The 21,299-nt window shown below is 35.5% G+C and carries 20 protein-coding genes and 1 tRNA gene; 13 read left to right on the plus strand and 8 right to left on the minus strand.

Annotated features, from left to right (window positions below; all coding sequences use genetic code 11):
* Positions 1-17: 17 nt before the first annotated feature.
* Both R0F62_RS02285 and R0F62_RS02290 read right to left on the minus strand, forming a co-directional pair.
* The gene (locus tag R0F62_RS02285; protein ID WP_158246746.1) at positions 18-392 is read right to left on the minus strand and encodes a histidine phosphotransferase family protein; all 375 of its coding nucleotides are present in this window, start codon (positions 390-392) and stop codon (positions 18-20) included.
* Positions 377-670 carry a hypothetical protein gene (locus R0F62_RS02290; protein ID WP_006280049.1) on the minus strand — a complete coding sequence of 98 codons (294 nt, stop codon included), beginning with the start codon at positions 668-670 and terminating at the stop codon, positions 377-379. Before R0F62_RS02290 ends, R0F62_RS02285 begins: the two co-directional genes overlap by 16 nt.
* Positions 671-803: 133 nt before the next feature.
* Between R0F62_RS02290 and purM the strand changes: the two genes are divergently transcribed.
* Positions 804-1,841, plus strand: coding sequence for a phosphoribosylformylglycinamidine cyclo-ligase (gene purM / locus R0F62_RS02295; protein ID WP_274979239.1), 1,038 nt, complete (start codon positions 804-806; stop codon positions 1,839-1,841).
* Here the strand turns inward: purM and purC are convergent.
* Positions 1,838-2,560 (minus strand): phosphoribosylaminoimidazolesuccinocarboxamide synthase, encoded by a 723-nt coding sequence (gene purC / locus R0F62_RS02300; RefSeq protein WP_010081959.1) that lies wholly within the window; start codon positions 2,558-2,560, stop codon positions 1,838-1,840. The two genes, purM and purC, sit on opposite strands and share 4 nt — an antisense overlap.
* Before the next feature lie 74 nt (positions 2,561-2,634).
* Between purC and trmD the strand changes: the two genes are divergently transcribed.
* Complete coding sequence (gene trmD / locus R0F62_RS02305) at positions 2,635-3,345, plus strand: tRNA (guanosine(37)-N1)-methyltransferase TrmD (RefSeq protein WP_274979240.1); 711 nt, start codon at positions 2,635-2,637, stop codon at positions 3,343-3,345.
* Complete coding sequence (rplS, locus tag R0F62_RS02310; RefSeq protein WP_006279489.1) at positions 3,329-3,706, plus strand: 50S ribosomal protein L19; 378 nt, start codon at positions 3,329-3,331, stop codon at positions 3,704-3,706. Before trmD ends, rplS begins: the two co-directional genes overlap by 17 nt.
* Before the next feature lie 48 nt (positions 3,707-3,754).
* On the opposite strand, the gene R0F62_RS02315 is transcribed toward rplS, so the two are convergent.
* A complete protein-coding gene (locus R0F62_RS02315; protein ID WP_010962989.1) occupies positions 3,755-3,937 on the minus strand; it encodes a hypothetical protein in 183 nt (60 codons plus the stop codon).
* Between the two features lie 48 nt (positions 3,938-3,985).
* On the opposite strand from R0F62_RS02315, the gene pstA reads away from it, so the two are divergent.
* The 3 genes from pstA to terL all read left to right on the plus strand — a co-directional run bounded on the left by pstA (position 3,986) and on the right by terL (position 8,306).
* Positions 3,986-5,236: a phosphate ABC transporter permease PstA gene (gene pstA, locus R0F62_RS02320; protein ID WP_316660040.1), complete on the plus strand. Its 1,251-nt coding sequence runs from the start codon at positions 3,986-3,988 to the stop codon at positions 5,234-5,236.
* A 6-nt stretch (positions 5,237-5,242) separates the two neighbouring features.
* A complete protein-coding gene (locus R0F62_RS02325) occupies positions 5,243-6,040 on the plus strand; it encodes a phosphoribosylformylglycinamidine synthase subunit PurQ (RefSeq protein ID WP_274979242.1) in 798 nt (265 codons plus the stop codon).
* Between the two features lie 802 nt (positions 6,041-6,842).
* Positions 6,843-8,306, plus strand: coding sequence for a phage terminase large subunit (gene terL, locus R0F62_RS02330; protein WP_274979243.1), 1,464 nt, complete (start codon positions 6,843-6,845; stop codon positions 8,304-8,306).
* A 353-nt stretch (positions 8,307-8,659) separates the two neighbouring features.
* Here the strand turns inward: terL and R0F62_RS02335 are convergent, their stop codons facing one another.
* Entirely contained in the window at positions 8,660-9,637 is a 978-nt protein-coding gene (locus R0F62_RS02335; protein WP_010081984.1) for an LD-carboxypeptidase, read from the minus strand.
* Positions 9,637-10,254, minus strand: a complete 618-nt coding sequence (lipB, locus tag R0F62_RS02340) for a lipoyl(octanoyl) transferase LipB (protein WP_010081985.1) — start codon at positions 10,252-10,254, stop codon at positions 9,637-9,639. Before lipB ends, R0F62_RS02335 begins: the two co-directional genes overlap by 1 nt.
* A gap of 251 nt (positions 10,255-10,505) precedes the next feature.
* Between lipB and R0F62_RS02345 the strand changes: the two genes are divergently transcribed.
* The 3 genes from R0F62_RS02345 to R0F62_RS02355 all read left to right on the plus strand — a co-directional run bounded on the left by R0F62_RS02345 (position 10,506) and on the right by R0F62_RS02355 (position 12,407).
* Positions 10,506-10,739, plus strand: coding sequence for a DUF6290 family protein (locus R0F62_RS02345; RefSeq protein WP_010081986.1), 234 nt, complete (start codon positions 10,506-10,508; stop codon positions 10,737-10,739).
* A 65-nt stretch (positions 10,740-10,804) separates the two neighbouring features.
* The gene (locus R0F62_RS02350; RefSeq protein WP_231115917.1) at positions 10,805-10,978 is read left to right on the plus strand and encodes a type II toxin-antitoxin system RelE family toxin; all 174 of its coding nucleotides are present in this window, start codon (positions 10,805-10,807) and stop codon (positions 10,976-10,978) included.
* A gap of 235 nt (positions 10,979-11,213) precedes the next feature.
* A complete protein-coding gene (locus R0F62_RS02355) occupies positions 11,214-12,407 on the plus strand; it encodes a phage portal protein (RefSeq protein ID WP_010962986.1) in 1,194 nt (397 codons plus the stop codon).
* A 54-nt stretch (positions 12,408-12,461) separates the two neighbouring features.
* Here R0F62_RS02355 and R0F62_RS02360 read toward each other — a convergent pair whose 3' ends face one another.
* Positions 12,462-15,005 (minus strand): AsmA family protein, encoded by a 2,544-nt coding sequence (locus R0F62_RS02360; RefSeq protein ID WP_274979244.1) that lies wholly within the window; start codon positions 15,003-15,005, stop codon positions 12,462-12,464.
* Positions 15,006-15,008: 3 nt separating this feature from the next.
* Positions 15,009-16,496 (minus strand): murein biosynthesis integral membrane protein MurJ, encoded by a 1,488-nt coding sequence (gene murJ, locus R0F62_RS02365; RefSeq protein WP_010962984.1) that lies wholly within the window; start codon positions 16,494-16,496, stop codon positions 15,009-15,011.
* A 150-nt stretch (positions 16,497-16,646) separates the two neighbouring features.
* Here murJ and R0F62_RS02370 point away from each other — a divergent pair.
* The 4 genes from R0F62_RS02370 (at position 16,647) to R0F62_RS02385 (ending at position 21,006) form a co-directional block, all read left to right on the plus strand.
* Positions 16,647-16,722, plus strand: a tRNA-His gene (locus R0F62_RS02370).
* 187 nt (positions 16,723-16,909) lie between these two features.
* Complete coding sequence (gene mnmG, locus R0F62_RS02375) at positions 16,910-18,844, plus strand: tRNA uridine-5-carboxymethylaminomethyl(34) synthesis enzyme MnmG (protein ID WP_010962983.1); 1,935 nt, start codon at positions 16,910-16,912, stop codon at positions 18,842-18,844.
* Positions 18,845-18,852: 8 nt separating this feature from the next.
* Complete coding sequence (locus R0F62_RS02380) at positions 18,853-20,520, plus strand: aminopeptidase P family protein (RefSeq protein ID WP_274979246.1); 1,668 nt, start codon at positions 18,853-18,855, stop codon at positions 20,518-20,520.
* A 120-nt stretch (positions 20,521-20,640) separates the two neighbouring features.
* Positions 20,641-21,006, plus strand: a complete 366-nt coding sequence (locus R0F62_RS02385) for a hypothetical protein (protein WP_274979247.1) — start codon at positions 20,641-20,643, stop codon at positions 21,004-21,006.
* Positions 21,007-21,299 lie beyond the last annotated feature (293 nt).

Consider the following 21,299-nt stretch of genomic DNA (forward strand, 5'->3'; position numbering starts at 1 on the left):
ATAACCAAATATGCAACTCAAGTTATAGTTAAACCTATTTCCAGCAAATTATTTTCGCAAGTATAATGCATTTCAGTGTTATAGTACTCTAATAATAAAGAGGTCATATAGATATTAATATCTTTTGTATTTAAATTAGTGTCATTTTTTTTGATTAATTTGTCTACTAATGATTTGCTTATTGGTTTGTGTTCATTTAGAATTTTTATAGTTAATAGCATTTTATCTTCTGTTTGACTCAGTAAAACAGATACTAGTTCAACTTCCGCCACTGCACTGGCTATAGTTAGCACCATATTAGAAATTATCTTATTTATCTTTTCAATTAAATCTTCCTTATTTTTTGCAGAGTATGCGTCTATTTTCCACGTAAGCTTTACTTTTTTTTTAATAAATAATTTTCGATATTAGATTTGGTCTTATCAAAGCTATAATTATCCATTGAAGAAGAATATGCCTGCTTCATAACTTTATGTTTATATATTAAATCATCGGAGCTTTCTTTAAGAAACAACAACGCTTCCTTCTGCGCATCAGCATCATTCTTATCTATTACTTCAAGCTCTTCTACGCCAAACGTTATTCCATTCATAGAGTTAGCAAAGTCATGAAGCAGCCGTCCTGATAGCAGTTCCGTTATTAACAGTATGTTTTTGGTATTTTCGTTCATTGGATAATTATAAATGATTTAAGTTACCCTATATTGGTAAGTATATAATAGTCAATTAAGAGAAAGTTTCGTTGCACTTTTTATATCAAGGCATTAATATAGTATTAACAATTTTAAAATTTATAAAAGGATTATGAATACTTATACCAGATCAGGAATAGATATTGAACTATATAATAAGTTAGTAAAAGAAGTCAAGCCTATTGCTCAAGAAACTACTAGAGAAGAAGTAATCAGCGAAATAGGTTCATTTTCTGCGTTATTTGATTTTGCTGCACTAAGTAAGAAGTATGACCATCCAGTACTCGTTTCCTCAACTGATGGAGTAGGTACGAAACTGTTGATAGCTCAAGAAGTGAATAAACATGATACTATAGGTATAGATTTAGTTGCAATGTGTGTAAATGACTTACTTGCACAAGGAGCAACGCCTTTGTTTTTCCTTGATTACTTTGCAACAGGCGTTTTGACCAAAGATGTTTTATTATCTGTGGTTAAGGGCATTGCAGAGGGGTGCAAGCAAGCTAAAATAGCATTGGTTGGTGGGGAAACTGCAGAAATGCCTGGAATGTATGGTAATAATCACTATGACCTTGCAGGGTTTGTGGTTGGTGTAGTTGATCGAAAGCAAATTCTTCCAAACTGTAGTATGATGAAAGCAGGTGATTATATAGTTGGCTTAGAGTCAAGTGGAATTCACTCAAATGGGTTTTCTTTAGTGCGCCATGTTTTCAAAAGCTTAGGTATAAATTATAACGATACATCTCTATGGAATAATAAATCTTGGAGTGAAATACTACTTGAACCAACAAAAATATATGTTGATTCTTTGCTGCCTATCATGTCACAAGTAAAAGGTATTGCGCACATCACGGGTGGTGGTTTGGTAGACAATATTCCGCGAATTCTTCCAAAAAACTTATTTGCAAACATAGACATTAATTCCTGGAAATGGCCAGATATATTTTTATGGCTAACAAAGGAGGGTAAAATAGAGAAGAAAGAAATGCTAAAAACATTTAATTGTGGTATTGGTATGGTATTGATCGTAAGTTCTGAGAATATGCAAAACGTGAAAAATCATTTCCAAAAACGTGGAGAAAAAATTGAAATTATTGGAAAACTTGATGAGGCATGTAACCCTCCACTTGATAGAGTAGTATTTAGTTAACCTAACTTTACTGACAGTCTTTTTGCAACTTCTAGGTATGCTTCCTTTAAATCTCCTAAATTCAAACGAAAGACATCTTTATCTAGCTTTTTATAAGTATTTTTATCCCATAATCTGCAGTTATCAGGGCTAATTTCATCAGCTAAAACGATTTTAGTACTGTCATTTATTAATCTGCCAAATTCTAACTTGAGATCAACTAAATATATACTTGCATTTGAAAATAGGTGAACTAATATTTCGTTGATTTTTAAAGTTGTAGTTTTAACTTCATCCATTTCTTTGCTAGATAGCCAATCAAAATACAGTATGTGATTTTCACTTACCATTGGGTCGGCTAGGTCATCATTTTTGTAAAAAAAATCGATTATAGGAGATGCAAGCCTCTCACCTTCTTTGATATTAAAACGTTTGCAAAAGCTGCCAGCTGCGACATTTCTAACTACTACCTCAAGAGGTATTATCTTGAGTTTTTTGACTAGCTGTTCTCTTTCGTTTAGAGTTTTTATAAAGTGTGTGCTAATTTCTGCTTTCTCAAGCTTTTCCATGATAAAAGCACTAATATGATTATTAATTATTCCTTTACCATCGATTATTTCATATTTTTCCTTATTGAATGCTGTAACATCATCTTTAAAGTGCTGTATGACAATTGATAAGTCTTCAGTTTCAATAATGGCTTTCGCTTTACCTTCGTATATCGTTTTATTCAGTGACATGTTTAATTTAACTATATATTATATCAATTTACTATTCTTAGAGTATAGCCCCAAATAACTTAAAATAAACCTTAATGGCATTCAATGTTACAATATTAACCATATTCCCAGAAATGTTCCCGGGGTTTTTGAACTATTCTCTTGCCGGAAAAGCGTTAGAAAAAAAAATATGGAACCTTGAAGTAATAAATATTCGTTCTTTTGCGAAAGATAAACATTCAACTGTGGATGATGTTCCATATGGAGGTGGAGCAGGAATGGTTATGCGTTCTGATGTAGTTGGTGATGCAGTAGATAGTATGCTCTCTGTTCATAAAAACACTAAGTTTATTTACATGACTCCATCTGGAACTAAGTTTAATCAGAATATTGCCAGAGAATTATTAAAGTTTCCTCATATAACAATATTGTGTGGTCGATTTGAAGGTATTGACCAAAGGATAATTGATGCGTATACTCCTTATGAGTTAAGTATTGGAGATTATATACTTTCAGGAGGTGAGCCAGCTGCAATGGTGGTTCTTGATGCATGCATTAGACTTCTTCCAGGTGTAGTAAATAATACCGATAGTATTACTGAAGAAAGTTTTAATTATGGTGGTGGTGTACTTGAATATCCTCAATATACTAGACCTGAGCAGTGGAAGGGATATAAAGTACCTGAGGTTTTGTTATCTGGCAATCACAAAAAAATAAGTGATTGGAGGCAGAAGCAGTCTCATGTTATAACAAAAAAGCGTAGGCCTGAATTATTGAGTGGAGAGATAAATGACAAATTTACTTAAAAAATTTAACGAACAGCAAATGCAAGTGTTAGCTAAAGAAATACCAGAATTTCGTCCTGGCGATGATTTGAAGGTCACTTTTAAAGTAGTTGACGGTACAAGTGAACGTATACAGATATTTGAAGGTGTATGTATATCAAAAAGGAACCGCGGGTTACATTCTTCTTTTGCAGTCAGAAAAGTGAGCCATGGAGAAAGTATAGTGTCTCAGTTTTTTGTTTATTCTCCTGCACTGGTTTCAGTGCAAGTGACAAGAAAAGGAAAGGTTCGTAGAGCAAAACTGTATTATCTGTGCAAACTATTTGGAAAAGCTGCAAGGATCAAAGAGCGTACTACTTATGTTAAAAAGAAATCTAAGTAGATACAATAGGGAGTGATGTCAATTGTGTCATCTCAGAACTCTCTCTTGTCATCCCAGTGCGTGACACACAACTGTACGAACATTGTGTTTGCCTCCCGCTGTGGTGTCATCCCAGTGCTCCGACACTGGGATCCAGCATTCATTATTCTCCTTTTGGTTTGTGCTTTCATGGAAAATGTAAAAATTATTTGCAGGCAAAGCCTGCTGGATCCCAGTGTCAGCTACTTGCATGACAAAAAAGGGGAAAGTTTTTTCAAATCCTCGTGTAAAGAAAAGTAAATGAGTATAAAGAAAAAATTCCTTAAATTACTTCAGTCAAGGCGTGTACATGCTCGTATAAAAAGGAAAAATAAAAAGAACAGAGCGCTACGCTTTTGTTCTTTCACGGCACTAGTTATCTCACTTGGCTGTCCTGTGTGTATATTGCTCAGTATATTGGTTAACTCTTACAGTGCCTTAACAGTAACGAAAATTTTATTGCCAGTTGAAATAAATGCTGATCTTGCTTTGGCGAGTAATCCTAGTGATTTGCGGTATAAGTCCATTGGCTTACTCAACGATTCTTTACGTAAGGTGTTTGGAGGAACTGATTTTAAAGACGGTGACGAAATTTTAAGTCGTAATTCTTACAAAGAACTAGAGAAATTTTTTCGTAAGAAAGTAAAAGGTAGTGGTGAATATGAGATCTGGTTTACCGCGTCAAGTATAATTAATTCAATAAATAAAGATAAATATTTGAATGATCGTTATGCTAAATTACTTGATTGGCTAAAAGAAAAGAGGAGAGTGAAAAAATTTTTTAATAAGTCTTTATTCCTTAAATCTGACTCTCGTGAACCTGAAAATGCAGGGATTTTAGGAGCGTTTATCGGTTCATTAATGACAATTATAGTGTGCCTAGCATTAGCATTACCAATAGGAATTATGTCGGGCATCTGTCTTTACGAATTTATGCCTAAAAATAGGCTAATGACTAATATTGTAGAAATTAGCATAAATAATCTTGCTGCAGTGCCTTCAATAATATTTGGTGTAGTGGGCTTAACTCTCTATCTTGGCATATTTGGGCTACCACGCTCTTCACCACTTGTTGGTGGAATGACTCTTTCATTTATGATGTTACCTAATATTATAATTGCAACAAAAAATGCCTTTGCGAATGTTCCTATTACGATAAAAGATGCAGCGTTTGCGCTCGGTGCACCTCACATCAAGGTGATATTAGATCACTCTTTACCGATTGCGTTACCAAGAATAATACATGGTACTGTGCTTGCAATTGCAAGGATTTTAGGTGAATCTTCTCCTTTACTTATGATGGGTATGGTGGCATTTATTGCTGATACACCTACGTCCTTTTTCGATCCGGCGACTGTTCTACCTGTGCAAATATACATATGGTCAAGCAATCCTGAAATTGCATTTGTTGAACTTGCTGCTATCGCAATTATAGCTTTATTATTGGTGTTATTTGCGTTAAATTTAGTAGCAAATTTTGTAAAAAGGAAATTCGAATTTTTTAATTTTTAGCAATTCATGAAAATCACAGTCCTATCTGGTTATGGCTTAAATTGCGAAAAAGAAACTGCATTTGCATTTATGGAATGCAGCAGAAAACTTGGTATTGGTAATATTGAAGTAAAAATCGTTCACATTAACGATATCATAGATAATCCAGGTGAACTGAAATTAACCAATATACTTGCAATTCCAGGGGGTTTTTCCTATGGTGATGACACTGGTGCTGGTAATGCGTTTGCTTTACGTATTAAAAACAACTTGTTGGATGAGTTTCAAGAGTTTTTATCTCAGGACAAGCTGATTATAGGAATATGTAATGGTTGTCAGATATTAGTAAAATTAATTCCAGAATTCTCTAGTCTAGCTTTAATCCATAATGATATAGGCAATTATCAATGCCGTTGGATTAGAGTGAGAGTTAATTCAAAGAGTAATTCTGTTTGGCTACGGGGTCTGAGTGAACTATATCTCCCTATTGCTCATGGGGAAGGCAAATTTTTTATGGATCAAGATATTTTGAACCAATTGATTGAGAGCAATTCCACCGCATTACGTTACATTGATAAAAATGGCAACTATGCTAACCTACAATTTCCTTACAATCCGAATGGATCTACATACGACCTAGCAGCTTTATCAGATAAAAGTGGAAGAGTGCTAGCTTTAATGCCCCATCCAGAAAGGGGAATATTTTTTACCCAGCAAGATAATTGGCCCCTTGAAAAAGAAAAGAGCAAGCGTTTAGGTGTTGCTGTGCCAAAATATGGCGATGGAATGCTTATATTTGAAAATGCACTAAAGTATTTTTGTTAAAATTTATTGATAGGGATTTATGGTCGAAATTATCCCCTGATATTGCAAAAAACTTGCTTGACAAGCCTTGCCAGTCCCCTTATCATGAAACTGAAGCTATTTATTTATCTTCTCTGTACAGATTAAATGACAAAAAAACTCACGTATCTGGCGTCCCATGTTTAATTTTTTGCACTATGTGCATCTTATGTCTTTATAAAATTTCTAGGTTTTTACCTAATATAAGCTGAAATGCGCTTATAAAGCATTTAAAATATCAAAAAACGCCAACTTAAAAAATGGATAGTGAATAATTAGCTACCCTAGGGTTTCTTTTGCCTTTTTTTCTGTTTAGTAAATTTCTTAAACATTTATGACTAAAGGTTAGTTGCATTAAAAAGCAGCTAAATCGCGGTTATTAAGCGTTTAGAATAAAAAAACGCCATACTTGAAAGTATAATGTAAGTAATTAGCCAACCACGGGGCTTCTTTTGCCTTTTTTTTATTTGGTAAATTTCTTAATATTTATAGCTAAACGACAACCGTCATCCCGCTACTTGTTAGCGGGATCTATGCTTTGAGATACCGCGAATGAATCGCGGTATGACGGTGTAATGATGGTTAAGTAATTCGTCATTCCGCTACTTGTTAGCGGCTGAGATACCGCGAATGAATCGCGGTATGACGGTGTAATGATGGTTAAGTAATTCGTCATCCCGCTGCTTGTTAGCGGGATCTAGAGATACCGCAACGTCTCACCTATAGCCTTCAATGCTCCTTTTTTTGTCATCCCAGCGTCACGCGTTGGTTTCAACATTATATCATGAACTTTCTAAAATTCATTGAACTGTGTTTTCAAACGGTAGTGCCGGGGTGTGAGTATAATGATTATCAGTATATAAAAGTCATAGCAGACAGACTTGAAGCGGCAAATGTTGGCAAAATGAGGCGAATAATATTCAATATGCCTCCGCGTTCAATGAAGTCCCTGTGCGCTAGTGTTGCGTGGCCCGCATGGATACTGGGAAATCAGCCAACTGCAAGAATAATAGTTGCAAGCTACTCTCGGCTGCTTAGCGAAAAGCACTCGCTCGATACAAGATGCATAATGCAGTCTAGTTGGTATAGAGAGCTGTTTCCAGAGGTAGAACTATCCAAAGATCAGAATACCAAATACAAATTTCAAACAGTGCAGAGAGGATACAGAATCGCAACGTCAGTTGGAGGGACGTTAACAGGTGAAGGTGGTGATTTCATCATCGTGGATGATCCACTGAGTCCCGCCCAAGCTTTGAGTGAAACGTTTAGAAAGCGTGCTACAAATTGGTTTGACCAGACTTTAGTAGCCAGGCTCAACAATAGAAAAAAAGGAGTAATTGTTCTTGTGATGCATAGGCTACATCAAGAAGATTTAACCGGGCACCTTCTCTCCAAACCGAAAAACATATGGAACCATACTTGTTTACCGATGATATCTGAAAATAAGGAGATTATCTATTCAATCAAAAAGCCGGCGCCTCCTTTTCTTGTTCCTGTCACCCGAGTAACTACAAATGAGTACAAAAGCTGGATTACAGCATCAAGTGCTAGAATGACACCACCCGTAATATTATACTCAAGAGAAGAAGGTCAGTTGCTATATCCCCTCGATGGAGGAAAAGAAGAAGTTGAGATGATAAAGGTTGAACTTGGAAGTTACGCTTTTGCTGCACAATATCAACAAAACCCTCTGCCACTTTCAAGTGGTATAATTAAACGAGAGTGGCTGAAGCGCTATAGAAATTTTTCTGATAGTCTCTCATATGTCACTCAGAGCTGGGACACTGCAGTTTCAACAAGCAGCATGAGCAACTTTAGCGTCTGCACCACCTGGACAAAAGTGGGCAATACATTCTATTTACTCGATGTATATCGCGCAAAGCTTGAGTATCCAAAGCTTAAAGAGCAAGTTCTGTCACTAGCTGCAAGATGGACACCGCACGCAATTTTAATCGAAGCAAAAACAAGTGGTCAGCAATTGGTGCAAGAGCTAAAGACAAACAGTGATTTACCAATTATCGAAATAGTACCACATGATGACAAACTCACTCGATTTTATCAAATTGTTCCGATTATAGAGTCTGGCAAGGTTTTTCTGCCGCACCAAGCAGTATGGCTGAACGATTTTGAGTATGAGATTTTAATGTTTCCTGAAACTCGACACGATGATCAAGTGGATAGTACCGTGCAATATTTGCAGTGGGTGAGAGATAGTAGCTCTAGGGTCGCAGCTTTACGGGCATTGTGATTTAAGCCTACCAGATCCAAGTAGTCAGCTACTTGCATGACACCCTGACAACCGTCATCCCGCTACGTGTTAGCGGGATCTAGAGATACCGCGAATGAATCGCGGTATGACGGTTCGTGGTGGTATGACAGTTCGTGGCGGTATGACGGTTCGCGGCAGCATGACGATAAGCTCGTTATCCCGCTACGTGTTAGCGGGATCTATGCTAAAAGATACCACGGCGGTATGACGTAGAACTGCTGCTTGTTAGCGGATGAGATACCGCGAATGAATCGCGGTATGACGGTTAAGTACGTGTTAGCGGCTAAGAGATACTGCGGCGGTATGACGTAGAGCTCGCGTTAGCTATAAGATTAGCTAACATTCTGCACGTCCATAAAAAACAAACCTTCTTTTTCGTCTTGAACGCTAATAATAGCGTGAGTGTTAAAAGGTAAAGGATCATTTGTATGTCCATGGCCTACCCCTTTCATAGTAAATACAGGAAAGTTAACACTTTTTGCAAACCTTTCTTTTACAACTTCAACAAGGTTATCGTTATAGCAGTTAACGAAATCCCCAAAGATTACTGCATGTACTCCATCAAAGATGTGAGCTTGTTTTAGGTGATCTAAACTGCGCTCTATTGCGTATGGGTAGACTCTTATGTCCTCTAAAAATAGAATTTTACCTTTCGCATTTATTTGCCAAACAGTTCCTATACTGTTTTCAACTAAAGTCATATTACCACCGATGATTTTAGACTTTAATCTGCCATCTTTTAGTCTAATGCCATTATTTATCATCTTTAGCTTATCAAATCTGATAGAATCCCGCTTGTTAAGAATTAACTCTTTCAATTTTTCAACAGAGCTTTCAGAAACGGAGTTATTTACTATCATTTCCAACATGGTGCCGTGAAGAGTTTGCCAATCATATTTAGCTTGTAGATGGATGTGCAAGGCAGTTATATCGCTATAGCCTATGAGGATCTTTTTGTTTTGAGCAATCCTTTCTTTTTTATCATTGGGTAACTTTTCTAGATAGGGAATTAACCGAGAAGCCCCTTCTCCTCCTCTGATACACCAGATTATTTTACTATCACCGGTTAGTGCACTAACCAAATCATTTGCTCTGAATTCATCAGAGTTGGAATAAAATGGGTTATCATTACTATATATTTTCTCCGAAATATGGGGATTAAAATCCAAAGCTTCTACATATTCTTTTATAGTAGTCAGATCTGATTCTTTTCCCTTGGAGGAAGGAGCAATAATATCAACTTGGTCCATTGCATGAATACCTGTGTTAGCACATAAAGTGAGAATGAAATATAAAAGGTAAACAATCATTAAAATATCTTATAAAACTCTTTTTTTAGTATATCATCCAATTCAGAGAGTGGAACTTTCACTCCTAGTTCTTCCATTGACGTGACGCCATAACCTTGCAACCCACAAGGAATAATACCCTTATAGTGAGAGAGGTCTGGAAAGACGTTAAGCGCTATGCCATGATAAGTTACCCATTTTCTTAAGCGAATACCAAAAGCTGCAATTTTTTTTTCTACTCCGTTATGGTTTACCCAAATGCCTATTCTATCTTCTCTAAACTCTCCAAGTATATTAAATTGCTTTAAAACATTTATGATCCACTTACTTAGATCTCTAATATATAGCTTTATATCGCATTTGTTTCTTTTTTTAAGGTTTAACATTAAATATATAATGCGCTGTCCTGGACCATGATATGTGTGTTTACCACCCCTTCCTGTTTTATATATGGGAAATAGTTTTTCAACAATATCATCAGCTGTTGCACTGATTCCTGCAGTATAAAGTGGAGGGTGCTGGAGTAGCCATACCAATTCGTCTGCTGAATTATTGTGAATTTGTTGAATTTTCTCTTCCATGGATTTTACAGCACAGTTATAATCAATAAGCTGATTAGATATTAGCCATTCTGTCATATTCTATTTCTTTTTTTTTAGTATAGCAGTTCGTTTTTTCCTGTTATTCCAGTGTGTGACACTGGGCGCAGCCTTTCTTATTCCTAATATACTTAATACTAACTTCTGTGCTATTTCTCCTTAACAAACATAGTACATGACAAATGTTTAATTATTTGTCAACACAGGTCCTCTTTACGTATAGGCAACTTTTTTTATTGAAAAATTCAGAAAAATGTTGTATAATTATTAGTAGATTTTAGGTAAAATATATGGCAAACTCAAAATTTAGCATAACTTTCAACAACGAAATTTCAGAGTGTCTTGCTGGACTGGCTAAAATAAGAAATAAGTCCATTAAAGAACTAACAGAGAAGCTAATACAAGAAGCAATTGAAAATGAGGAAGATAAAATACTAATTGAGCGTGCTGCTAAACGTAATGTTTCAGGTGTAAAGAAAATTAGAAGTGAGGATGTAGACTGGAATACAATATTATCTTCATAGAAAGCGTTCTTGAGAAAGACCTTCCAGCTCTTCCAAAAACAATAAGATTAAGGATCATAAATGCGATAAATAAGCGCCTTACAGTTGATCCCATTAACCTTGGTGAGCCATTATATTACAGATTTAAAGGACAAAGAAGATTAAGGGTAGGTGATTATCGCGTTATCTATTCCGTAAATATTATAAAATATGAAGTGGTTATCACAGAGATAGGACACAGAAAAGATATTTATAAGTAAGTACATCATATAAATATTAAATATATTTTTACTCCTTCCTGATTCATTTTCTACCTTAGGTGGCTTCGCTCAGCTCAAAAAAAAAGCTCATTCTTTTTGCTACCCCTTATTGTGCCTGCCATTTAACTACTGTGTAGAGATTGCTCTCAAACATAATGTTCGTACGTTAGTATATCCTTCCTGTGACACCAATTGATATAATTCTACCACAAATTCAATTTTTTAGGAGGCATATATGAATCTCAATATTTTTCAAAGAAAAAAAAGCGCAGTATTTACTAAATATTCTGCTTTGCAGCTAATGATGGAGCCAAGTTGGAGTAAGCGTGATTATGTAAGTTTTGCTGAGGAAGGTTACATAAAAAATGTTATTGCCTTTCGAGCAATTAATATGATTGCAAGTGCTGCATCTTCGGTACCTTTTACTCTCTGCCAGCTTACTGAACAGGGAAAATCGCAATTAAAAGCCCATCCATTACTGAAATTACTTTATTCTCCTAATCCAATGACATCAAAATCGGAATTTATTGAGGGGATTGTAACTTATCGGTTAGTTAACGGCAATTCTTATATATTGATGGTTGAGTCACAGAATAGTAGAAAACCACCAACAGAGCTTTATCTTCTGCGCCCCGATAGGGTTGAAATTGTTCCAGGGAGAAATAACGTTCCTTATATCTATCGTTATACCATAAATAACAACAGTTATGACTTTAAAGTTGATAAACTAACTGGATGTTCAGCAGTGTTGCACTTAAAGACCTTTAATCCTTTGAATGATTGGTATGGGTTATCACCAATTGAGGCAGCTGCATATAGCATAGATCAACATAATCAGGCGGGTGCTTGGAATCAAGCGATGTTGCAAAATGGGGCAAGACCAAGTGGTGCAATAGTTGTAAAATCAGCAAAAGATGGAAGTGGTGGAAGTTTAAGTCAAGAGCAGTACCAACGCTTAAAAGCGCAGATAAATGATCATTATTCAGGTTCTATAAACGCTGGAAGACCGATATTGCTTGAAGGAGGCTTAGAGTGGAAAGAAATGAGCTTATCGCCAAGGGATATGGATTTTATTGAGTCCAAACACAGCTCAGCTCGTGATATTGCGCTAGCTTTTGGCGTTCCACCGCAATTGCTTGGCATACCGGGTGATAACACTTATAGCAATTTAGTCGAAGCACGCTTATCCCTCTGGGAGCAGACGGTTTTACCAACGCTAGAAAATATTATCTGTCACCTGAATTCTTGGCTGACACCAAGATTTGGTGAAGATCTGTGCTTATCGTATGACAAAGATGCAATAGAAATTCTCATGGAAAAAAGACAAAAGTTGTGGAAATACGTAGAAAACGCAAGCTTCATGACGCTCAACGAAAAGAGAGAAGCATTTGGCTTGCCACCACTGCCAGGTGGTGATGAGTTAGGTTAAGTTTGTATCCGTTCAGATGAGTTTATTGTCCCCTAAACCGTACACCTAAGTAAATTAACTATTTTTCTTGCCAACCAGAGCGATGAAGATTTGGTCTACATCAAAACTCATCTTAGGACGCCAAATAGGGCCATCCAAATGCATATCGATATAGATTGGATTACTATAATTTGGTGGTATGAAAAAGAACCTGAATATAGAAGCTAAAGCGAAGTTAGATAAGGTTAAATTAGAAGAGATCGATCCTGATGCTTGATCAATCCCGAACTGTAAACTAGTTGAACATATACCACTCTTAATACTTGCTTTTCCGCTAATATTTTCAAAAAATGTCTTGCCATTATATATATCAACATAAGCAAGTGTGGAAATTTCAGATTTATTCTTACTGCTTAACAAATTAGTGATAAATGAATTGAAATCTACATTAGTAACTTCTATTCCTTGCGCTTGTAAGTTTACATCTCCTGATAAGTTACTAGCCCAATCATGAAAACTTTTTCCTTGAGTTTTGATTTCACCATTTAAGCTTACCTGACCATTTACATTGTCAATTCCTATAACCTTACCAATCTTTTTAGTGTCCAAATTTACAATAGAAAATCTTGTATTTATTGAGTCTGATCTTAAATAACCCTGAAAAAACACTTGCCCGCGTTCTAATACGTAACTTGCCTGCCTGATAGTGATAGCGTTGTTTCTCATTACCGCATCCAAATTAAAATCTTTTAAAACATTCTGCTCGGTTTTAAATTCTGCAGTATTGATTTGCACATTTGCATCAAAGCCTTCTTTATCATCCAAAAAATCAAGCTGCTTTGTTGACCATTGAATTTGATCTATCTCATTTCTTGAATTTCTTTTCGTCTCTACTAAATTTGGTAATGTAATAATTTTTCCATTAAATTTACTGCCCGTAAGGTTAACATCTAATAAAGGTTTGGCGTATTTTTGATCTGCTAATATTTTTGCATTACCGGTAATATCGAAATCTTCTCCAGATAGTTTTATTTTATCTGCAACTAGCTTACCTTTTTCCATTTTCAGCAAAAAATCCAAATTTTTAATTTTCGTATCATTCAATGTAAGGTTATTAACACGGGCCTTTATATTTGTATCATACTGAAAATTTTTCAGCCATTGCATTTTAGGTAAACTGCTAAATAATGAATGATCATATTTATCTGCATCAAGATTATGCATGCTAAATTCACCATCGATCACACTGCGTTTTTTTGTGTGGCTTACTCTAATTGATCCTTGCAAGGATTCCTTATTATTTAGCAGTCTAATGTCTGAGATAGATAATATTCTTGGTGCAAGGTGCAGTTTAGAACTTAGTGTAAATTGATTTTTCTGGTTTTCTTTCATCTTTATAGAAGGGAAAAAACATGAAATGAATGACTCAAAATCATTTCCTTCGACTAATAAATCACCGTTGAATTCAGATAGGACATTATTGTTTGAGATCTCTCCTGATAAGTAAGATATATTATTGATTCCAGGAAATTTAAGAAGCGTATTAACTTTTACTTTGCCATCAGTGGATTTTAGTACAGCACGGAAATTGTCCAATATTTTGTTTTGATATTGAATGTTAGAAGCTTCCATATTAAAATTTAAGCTCAAGTTCTTTGGCACAACTGCTCTAAAACATTCCAGAAGATCCTTCATATTCATTGTTCTTTGTGAATCATTTTGTATGGAATCTAAATCAACTTTACTGAAGCTAATATTGAAATTAGTGTGATTGCCTTTTCTATCATTTTGTATTGTACCGCTGGCTTGCATGCTTTTGGAATCAATTTTTAAGTCAGTTGCCGTAAACTCACTTTCATTAAGACTTATATTGGATGATATCTTGATATTTTCGCTAGGAATAACACAAGAGAGAAAGCTAAGATTAATGATTTTTGCTAAATCACTCACAGAACCGGAACTGTTATTAATTGTTAATGTTAAATTACCCTGGAGTTCTTCTTGATTTCTATTACCTGTAAATAGCAAATTTACAAAATTTGATTCAACACTAATGTGTACATTCCTTTTTGTGATATTAACCTTTCCTGAAAAATCGTAATTATTATCACCTACCTTTACTTTACCAAAAAACTGCTTATTTTTTTTTACAGCAACTTCCTTTATGTTAACAATATCAGCGAAATCATTCTTGAAACTTACTTGGCTGTCTTTTATTACTATATCGACTGTGTTACCACTGGCGTTTGTATTTGTAATATTAAGTAAATTTTCTTTGTTGCTTTTCATGCCAAACAATGTGATTGACTTTGGTTGCAACGAAAATAAAAACAACGATAGGAATGATGGCCTTATTTCAATTTTTCTTACACTAATTAAATCTGACAACTTTTGCTCTTTATTTTCGTTGTATTGTACGTATACATTATAAATAGTGAGCTTTGGGGTAATCAACGAAACTTTAATTTTTCCCCCAATATGCACTTTAGCATCATACGTCTTCTCTAACTCTTTTATGATATATTTCCTGTAGCCACTCCAATCCTTAAAAGTTGCAGCAACATGCATGAGAATTAATAGCAGTGAGATTGATAATATAGCATATAAAGAAAGTCTCATAATTTACACATGCTTAAAGTTTCCCTTAAATATTAAATAGAGAATACCAAAATAAACAATAACACTCAAAGCTATTAAAGTCGTTAAATAAACAATACGAGCCAACATTTTATCAAAAAATAATCCTGCCAACAAAGAATTAAAAATATAAAGGGCTATTGACATGACTGCCGTTGCTACAAAAATTTTCATGACATTTAACAATAACGCTTGGCTAACCTTATACATTTTATTTATTGTTAAATAACTAATTAATAGAATAGAGTTTATCCAAGTGGAAACGGAAGTAGCAATAGCAATCCCCGTATGCTGATACTCGTTCATTAACAAAAGGTTTAGCACTACATTAATTCCAAGACACATTAGCGAAAATATGGTTGGTATTTTCAGATTGCCTTTAGCAAAAAATGTAGGTAGCAATACTTTATTTATAATAAATGCAGGTAAAGAAAGAGAAAATGCTATTAAAGTGGGAACAGTTTGCTGCACTGCATAATGATCAAACCGGCCGTAAGAAAAAAGCGTAAGTAAAATTATGTCGGGAATAATGATAAAGGCAGCAGTTGTTGGCATAATTAACATTAATCCTATGTTGAGAGCCTTGTTCTGTATTTTGACTATATTTTCAGTATTATCCACCTGTTTTGAAATTAAAGGAAGAAGCACTGTACCAATTGCAGTACCGATTATTCCCTGCGGTAGTTGATTTAGTCTATCGGCATAATATATATAGGACACCGCATTTGGTATAAAACTCGCCATGATTGTATCAATCCATAAGCTTATTTGAGTTACACAATTGTTGATAATTGCAGGTATCACACGCTTAAAAAATAACCTTACTTCATTGCTTAATTCAAGGCTAAAAGAAAAAGCTGCCTTTAACTTGTATGCACTAAATAGTATCAAAAGTAGCTGGAAAATTCCTCCTATAAGGACAGCTATAGAAAGGTTGTGCGCTGGAGTTTTTACGTAAGGCACAAACAAACTGATGATTAAACAGAGATTCAAAACGATTGGTGCAATAGCTGTTGAAGCAAAATGCTGCTTTACTTGCAGCATTCCACCAATAAGTGATGCAATTGAAACAAAGATTATGTAGGGCATCATAATTCTTGATAAAGTAACAGTAAGGGTAAACTTACTTTGGTCAAATCCAGGAGCAAAAATTTGAATCATATAAGGGGAGAAAGTTTGCATGATAAGGCAAAAAATTACTAAGATAATAAACGTAATGGATATTACACTACTTGCAAAATTAAATGCCTTTTTATTATCATATGATTCTGTCGAATATAATGGTATGAATGAGGTAGTGAACGCTCCTTCTGCAAAAAATGCTCGAAATAGATTGGCAAAACGAAACGAAGAAAAAAATATGTCTGCAAGAGAGTTCGCACCAATAACCGTAGCAATCAATACATCTCTTATTAACCCTGAGATCCTTGAAATAGCCGTAAAAAAACTAAATGTGAAAATACTTTTAAACATACCACTACTTCATTAGTGTCAATACAATTAACTATAATGGTAAAAGTATCAATGAAAATATTTATTGGCTAAACTTAAAACCCTCTGCAAAAGGAGAGTTAAATAATCAATTGACTATTTGCGCTCTTATGTTAGAAATTTTATATCTTGGCGGGCGTAGCTCAGTTGGTAGAGCGTCAGTTTGTGGTACTGAATGTCGCCAGTTCGATCCTGGTCGCTCGCCCCACTAAAACCCGATAATTTGAAAAACCGTCATCCCGCTGCTTGTTAGCGGGATCTAGAGATACCGTGACGGTATGACGTGAGTTAGCTATACATTGGCCACTGATGATTGAAATAGTTAATTACTGTAAAATTTGACATTAACCGCTAATAGTTAGAATATTAGTAGAGTAAGAATTACTCAAGAAGGCATGCATAAATATGATGTAGTAGTAGTAGGTGGTGGTCATGCAGGGTGCGAAGCTGCTGCTGCTGCAGCTCGCCTTGGTGCAAACACGCTGCTTATAACTCATAAAATTTCAACTATAGGGGAAATGTCCTGCAATCCAGCAATCGGAGGAGTTGCAAAGGGCGTTGTAGTCAGGGAAGTTGACGCTCTTGATGGAATAATGGGAAGAGCAATCGATCAAGCAAGTATACACTCAGTCATTTTAAATAGCAGCAGAGGTGCAGCAGTATGGGGCCCGCGTGCACAGGCAGACCGAAAATTATACAAGCAAGCAATACAGGAAATTATTCTAAATTATAATAATTTGACGGTAAAAGAAGAGTCGGTTGACGATTTTCTTATAGAGAGTAATAACAATGGAGAATTGTGCATTAAAGCTGTAATAACAAGCTCAGGGGAGCATATACTGACAAGTAAAGTCGTTCTAACTACAGGGACTTTTCTGCGGGGTGTGATTCATATAGGAGAGCAGGTAACTCCTTCAGGGAGAATGGGAGATAAGCCTGCAGTAGAACTTGCAAATACGTTGAAGAAATATAATTTTAAATTAGGTAGATTGCGTACTGGAACTCCACCGAGGCTTGATCGTGGCACTATAAACTGGTCAATATTGCAAGAACAAGTGGGTGATAATCCACCTGTGCCGTTTTCTTATCTCACAGAAAAAATTAACCAACCTCAGGTATCATGCTTTATTACCCATACTAATGAAAACACGCATAAAATAATTAGAGAGAATCTGCACAGGTCAGCTTCTTCGTATTTGGATGATATTATAGCACCAAGATACTGCCCATCAATTGAAGTTAAAGTTAATAAATTTGCAGAAAAAAGTAGTCATCAAATATTTCTAGAGCCAGAAGGCCTGGATGATGATACTGTATACCCGAACGGAATTTCAAATTCATTGCCTATTGAAGTGCAGCGTGAAATGATAAAGAGTATCAAAGGACTTGAAAACGCAGAAATACTAAGGCCTGGATATGCAGTTGAGTATGACTATATTGACCCACGAGAGCTGTTTCATACTCTTGAAACTAAGAAAATTAAAGGCCTATATTTTGCTGGCCAAATTAATGGCACCACTGGATATGAAGAAGCAGCAGGGCAAGGAATTATTGCCGGGATCAATGCAGCACTTTCTGCATCTGAAAAAAAAGAAAGCTTTGTTCTTCATCGCACAGACTCATATATCGGCGTAATGATAGATGATCTAGTCATCAAAGGGGTGATCGAACCTTATAGATTATTTACCTCGCGTGCAGAATATAGGCTAGCTATCAGGTCAGACAATGCAGATAGAAGATTAACACAAAAAGGTTATGATATTTCCCTTGTTTCGCATGAGAGATACTCTGTTTTACAGAATAAACTTGAATCCATTAAGCAGCTTGAAGAGAAGTTAGGGAGTCTGACGATTACTCCTGAGCAGCTTAGGTCTTATGGTATCAAAATATCTTATGATGGGATAAGAAAAACGGCACTAGATTTACTTAGCTATCCAAACATCGACTGGAATAAATTACAAGAAATATGGCCGGAGTTAAGCAGCGTCACGCGCTGGAATGGCAAAATGGGACACACCAAAGCGGATAATAGAGCTAAGAATGAAATATGCGAAGCGGTTGAAATTGAAGCAAAATATAAACCCTACCTAATAAGACAAGAAGCAGATATGAAGTTTTTACGAGAGGAAATTAACACTCAAATTCCAATCAACTTCAACTATTCACAAGTTAAAGGCTTGTCAAGTGAGGTAATAGAAAAGCTACAAACAATAAAACCAGCGACGATTGGCATTGCAAAGCAAATACAAGGCATCACTCCCGCAGCGATAGTGAGCATATTAGTGTATTTGAGAAACAGGAAAACGAAAGTAGCTGCTAGTTTTGCGTGAGGCATTCCATGTCAAAAATCAAAGAATTTCGTTCTTTTATGCACGAAATAAACGTTGATGCATTTGTGTTACATACTAAAGACGAATATTTAAATGAGTATTCAGAGGAGCTAACAAAGCTGTGTGGCTTCACAGGAACAAATGGGCTGCTTATTGTCACAAAAAACAACAAGTGCCAATTTTTTACAGATGGACGCTATATCACACAAGCTCACAATCAGCTCGATCAGGGCAATTTTCAAGTATATAATATACAAGAAGAGGATCCATGCGAATGGATAAAAGCAAACTTAACATCGACTGCCTCACTAGGTTATTATTTGCAATATTTTACCATGGAAGATATAAGAAAGTATGAGAATATCTGTAAATTAATACCCTGTTTAGCTGGAAAAAAAAGTGACTATCGAAAACAAGCAGTGGTTTTACATTCTATTAAATATGCTGGTGAAAGTAGTAAGGACAAATGTGAAAAAGTCGCTAAAAGTATAGATAAAGAAGCTGAAGCAGTGCTTTTAACTGATCCAAATTCAATTTCATGGTTATTAAATTTAAGAAACGAAAATGCTAAATATACTCCATGTATATTGGGTCGTGCTATATTGTATAAAAGCGGTAATGTTGATTTGTTTATTCAAGATAAAGAACATTCAACTATAGAAGCAAATTTAGGCAATCATATAAATATTTTTGATATCAGTGAGCTAGAAAATTCGCTGCACAAGCTAAATTCAATAGTTATAGATCCAAACACAACTCCAATGAGTATCATGGCTGTAATAAAAGATAAACAGGTAGCTGAAAGAGAGGATCCTTGTTTAATTTATAAAGCAGTAAAAAATCAAACTGAAATAGCTGGGGCTATAAATGCGCACATCAGAGATGGAGTGGCAGTTACAAATTTTCTACATTGGCTTGAAAGTAATGTTGGTACAGAGCTTGAAGCTGAAGAAAGGATTTTAGAATACAGAAAAGAGCAGAATTTGCTTAAACAATTGAGCTTTCCAACAATTTCTGCATTTAATGAGAATGGGGCAATAATTCACTATCGTGCAAGCAGTAAGACGAATAAAGTAATTCAGAAAGATGGACTGTATTTGATTGACTCTGGTGGCCAGTACCTTGACGGCACAACTGATGTGACAAGAACTGTAGTAGTTGGTAATCCGACCAATGAGCAAATAACCCACTATACAATAGTACTCAAAGCTCACATTGCTATAGCAAGTGTCGTCTTTCCCCCCGGCACTACTGGTGGAGAATTGGATATATTGGCACGTACGCATTTATGGAAATTTGGAATGGACTATATGCATGGTACAGGGCATGGAGTAGGAAGTTACCTATCAGTACACGAAGGACCACAAGCAATATCAAAAAGTAATAAAGTGAAACTCACGCCAGGGATGATACTTTCCAACGAACCTGGCTATTACATTCCGGGAGAGTATGGAATAAGGATTGAAAATCTGATGTATGTCAACAGACAAGAAAACGGCTTCTTAAACTTTAAACAACTGACCTCTATTCCATATGATAGAAGACTAATAAATGTGCAAATGCTTACTAAGGATGAAATTGAATGGATAAATGGCTACCATCAATTTGTCTATAAAAACTTAGAAAATAGCGTCAAAGATAAGGAGTGGTTAAAGAAAGTATGTGACCCTTTATAAGCAAAGGAGCATTTTTTATTATTTAAAAAGTATTAATGCAATTGTGATGAGTATTTTGTATTGTTTTTAATTTAAAAACAATATATAATAAAGAATCGATATTTTCAAGTAGGTGTAATTATGACAGGTAAAGTGCAAGAAGATGAATTTATGAAGCAGTATATGGATACTTGCAAAGAGCAAATAGAAAAATTAGCCAAGGATCCTGAATTGCTTAATCAGACTTTAAAACCATTTATGCAAATATCTCAGCAGCTTATGGCTGGCGGTATGTTAGAAGGCGCTATGCCTAACATGATACCTGATTTGGACAGCATGGATGCTAACAAGATGATTGCTCAGATGAAGGAAATGATTGACTACATAAGAGGTAACTATAAGGAACTAATGAAAGAGCGCAGCTCGCAAATTCAAGAGCTTGATGAATCCAGTAAGAAGCTAAGAGGTTTAGTTAAAAAATTGATAGAAAAGATCGAAAGTAAGTAAATAACATCTGGATTTCTGTCATTCTATATACAACTTTCTAGTTGGACGGTAAGTCGAGGTCAATTGTTGATGTCATGCAAGTAGTGTAGCTACTTGCATAGCGTTTATACCAGTTTTCGTAAATAAATAAGGTACGTTGCTTAAGGCTGCAGTTATAGTGAGGTATTTTTTCTAGTTTGTTTTCTTATTTCTGAGGTTTATAGCTAAGGTTTTCCCTACGTCATACCGCGATTCATTCGCGGTATCTCAGCCGCTAACGAGTAGCGGAATGACGGTTTTTCAAATCGTCGATG

This window comes from Wolbachia endosymbiont of Drosophila aff. chauvacae BK-2020, from assembly GCF_032848195.1.
Taxonomy (GTDB): domain Bacteria; phylum Pseudomonadota; class Alphaproteobacteria; order Rickettsiales; family Anaplasmataceae; genus Wolbachia; species Wolbachia pipientis.

Bases quoted from the DNA above. Each gene is read 5' to 3' on its own strand.
- R0F62_RS02290 (WP_006280049.1), bottom strand. From the start codon at position 670: ATGAACGAAAATACCAAAAACATACTGTTAATAACGGAACTGCTATCA.
- purM (WP_274979239.1), top strand. From the start codon at position 804: ATGAATACTTATACCAGATCAGGAATAGATATTGAACTATATAATAAG.
- purC (WP_010081959.1), bottom strand. From the start codon at position 2,560: ATGTCACTGAATAAAACGATATACGAAGGTAAAGCGAAAGCCATTATT.
- trmD (WP_274979240.1), top strand. From the start codon at position 2,635: ATGGCATTCAATGTTACAATATTAACCATATTCCCAGAAATGTTCCCG.
- rplS (WP_006279489.1), top strand. From the start codon at position 3,329: ATGACAAATTTACTTAAAAAATTTAACGAACAGCAAATGCAAGTGTTA.
- R0F62_RS02315 (WP_010962989.1), bottom strand. From the start codon at position 3,937: ATGCAAGTAGCTGACACTGGGATCCAGCAGGCTTTGCCTGCAAATAAT.
- pstA (WP_316660040.1), top strand. From the start codon at position 3,986: ATGAGTATAAAGAAAAAATTCCTTAAATTACTTCAGTCAAGGCGTGTA.
- R0F62_RS02325 (WP_274979242.1), top strand. From the start codon at position 5,243: ATGAAAATCACAGTCCTATCTGGTTATGGCTTAAATTGCGAAAAAGAA.
- terL (WP_274979243.1), top strand. From the start codon at position 6,843: ATGAACTTTCTAAAATTCATTGAACTGTGTTTTCAAACGGTAGTGCCG.
- R0F62_RS02335 (WP_010081984.1), bottom strand. From the start codon at position 9,637: ATGATTGTTTACCTTTTATATTTCATTCTCACTTTATGTGCTAACACA.
- lipB (WP_010081985.1), bottom strand. From the start codon at position 10,254: ATGACAGAATGGCTAATATCTAATCAGCTTATTGATTATAACTGTGCT.
- R0F62_RS02345 (WP_010081986.1), top strand. From the start codon at position 10,506: ATGGCAAACTCAAAATTTAGCATAACTTTCAACAACGAAATTTCAGAG.
- R0F62_RS02355 (WP_010962986.1), top strand. From the start codon at position 11,214: ATGAATCTCAATATTTTTCAAAGAAAAAAAAGCGCAGTATTTACTAAA.
- R0F62_RS02360 (WP_274979244.1), bottom strand. From the start codon at position 15,005: ATGAGACTTTCTTTATATGCTATATTATCAATCTCACTGCTATTAATT.
- murJ (WP_010962984.1), bottom strand. From the start codon at position 16,496: ATGTTTAAAAGTATTTTCACATTTAGTTTTTTTACGGCTATTTCAAGG.
- mnmG (WP_010962983.1), top strand. From the start codon at position 16,910: ATGCATAAATATGATGTAGTAGTAGTAGGTGGTGGTCATGCAGGGTGC.
- R0F62_RS02380 (WP_274979246.1), top strand. From the start codon at position 18,853: ATGTCAAAAATCAAAGAATTTCGTTCTTTTATGCACGAAATAAACGTT.
- R0F62_RS02385 (WP_274979247.1), top strand. From the start codon at position 20,641: ATGACAGGTAAAGTGCAAGAAGATGAATTTATGAAGCAGTATATGGAT.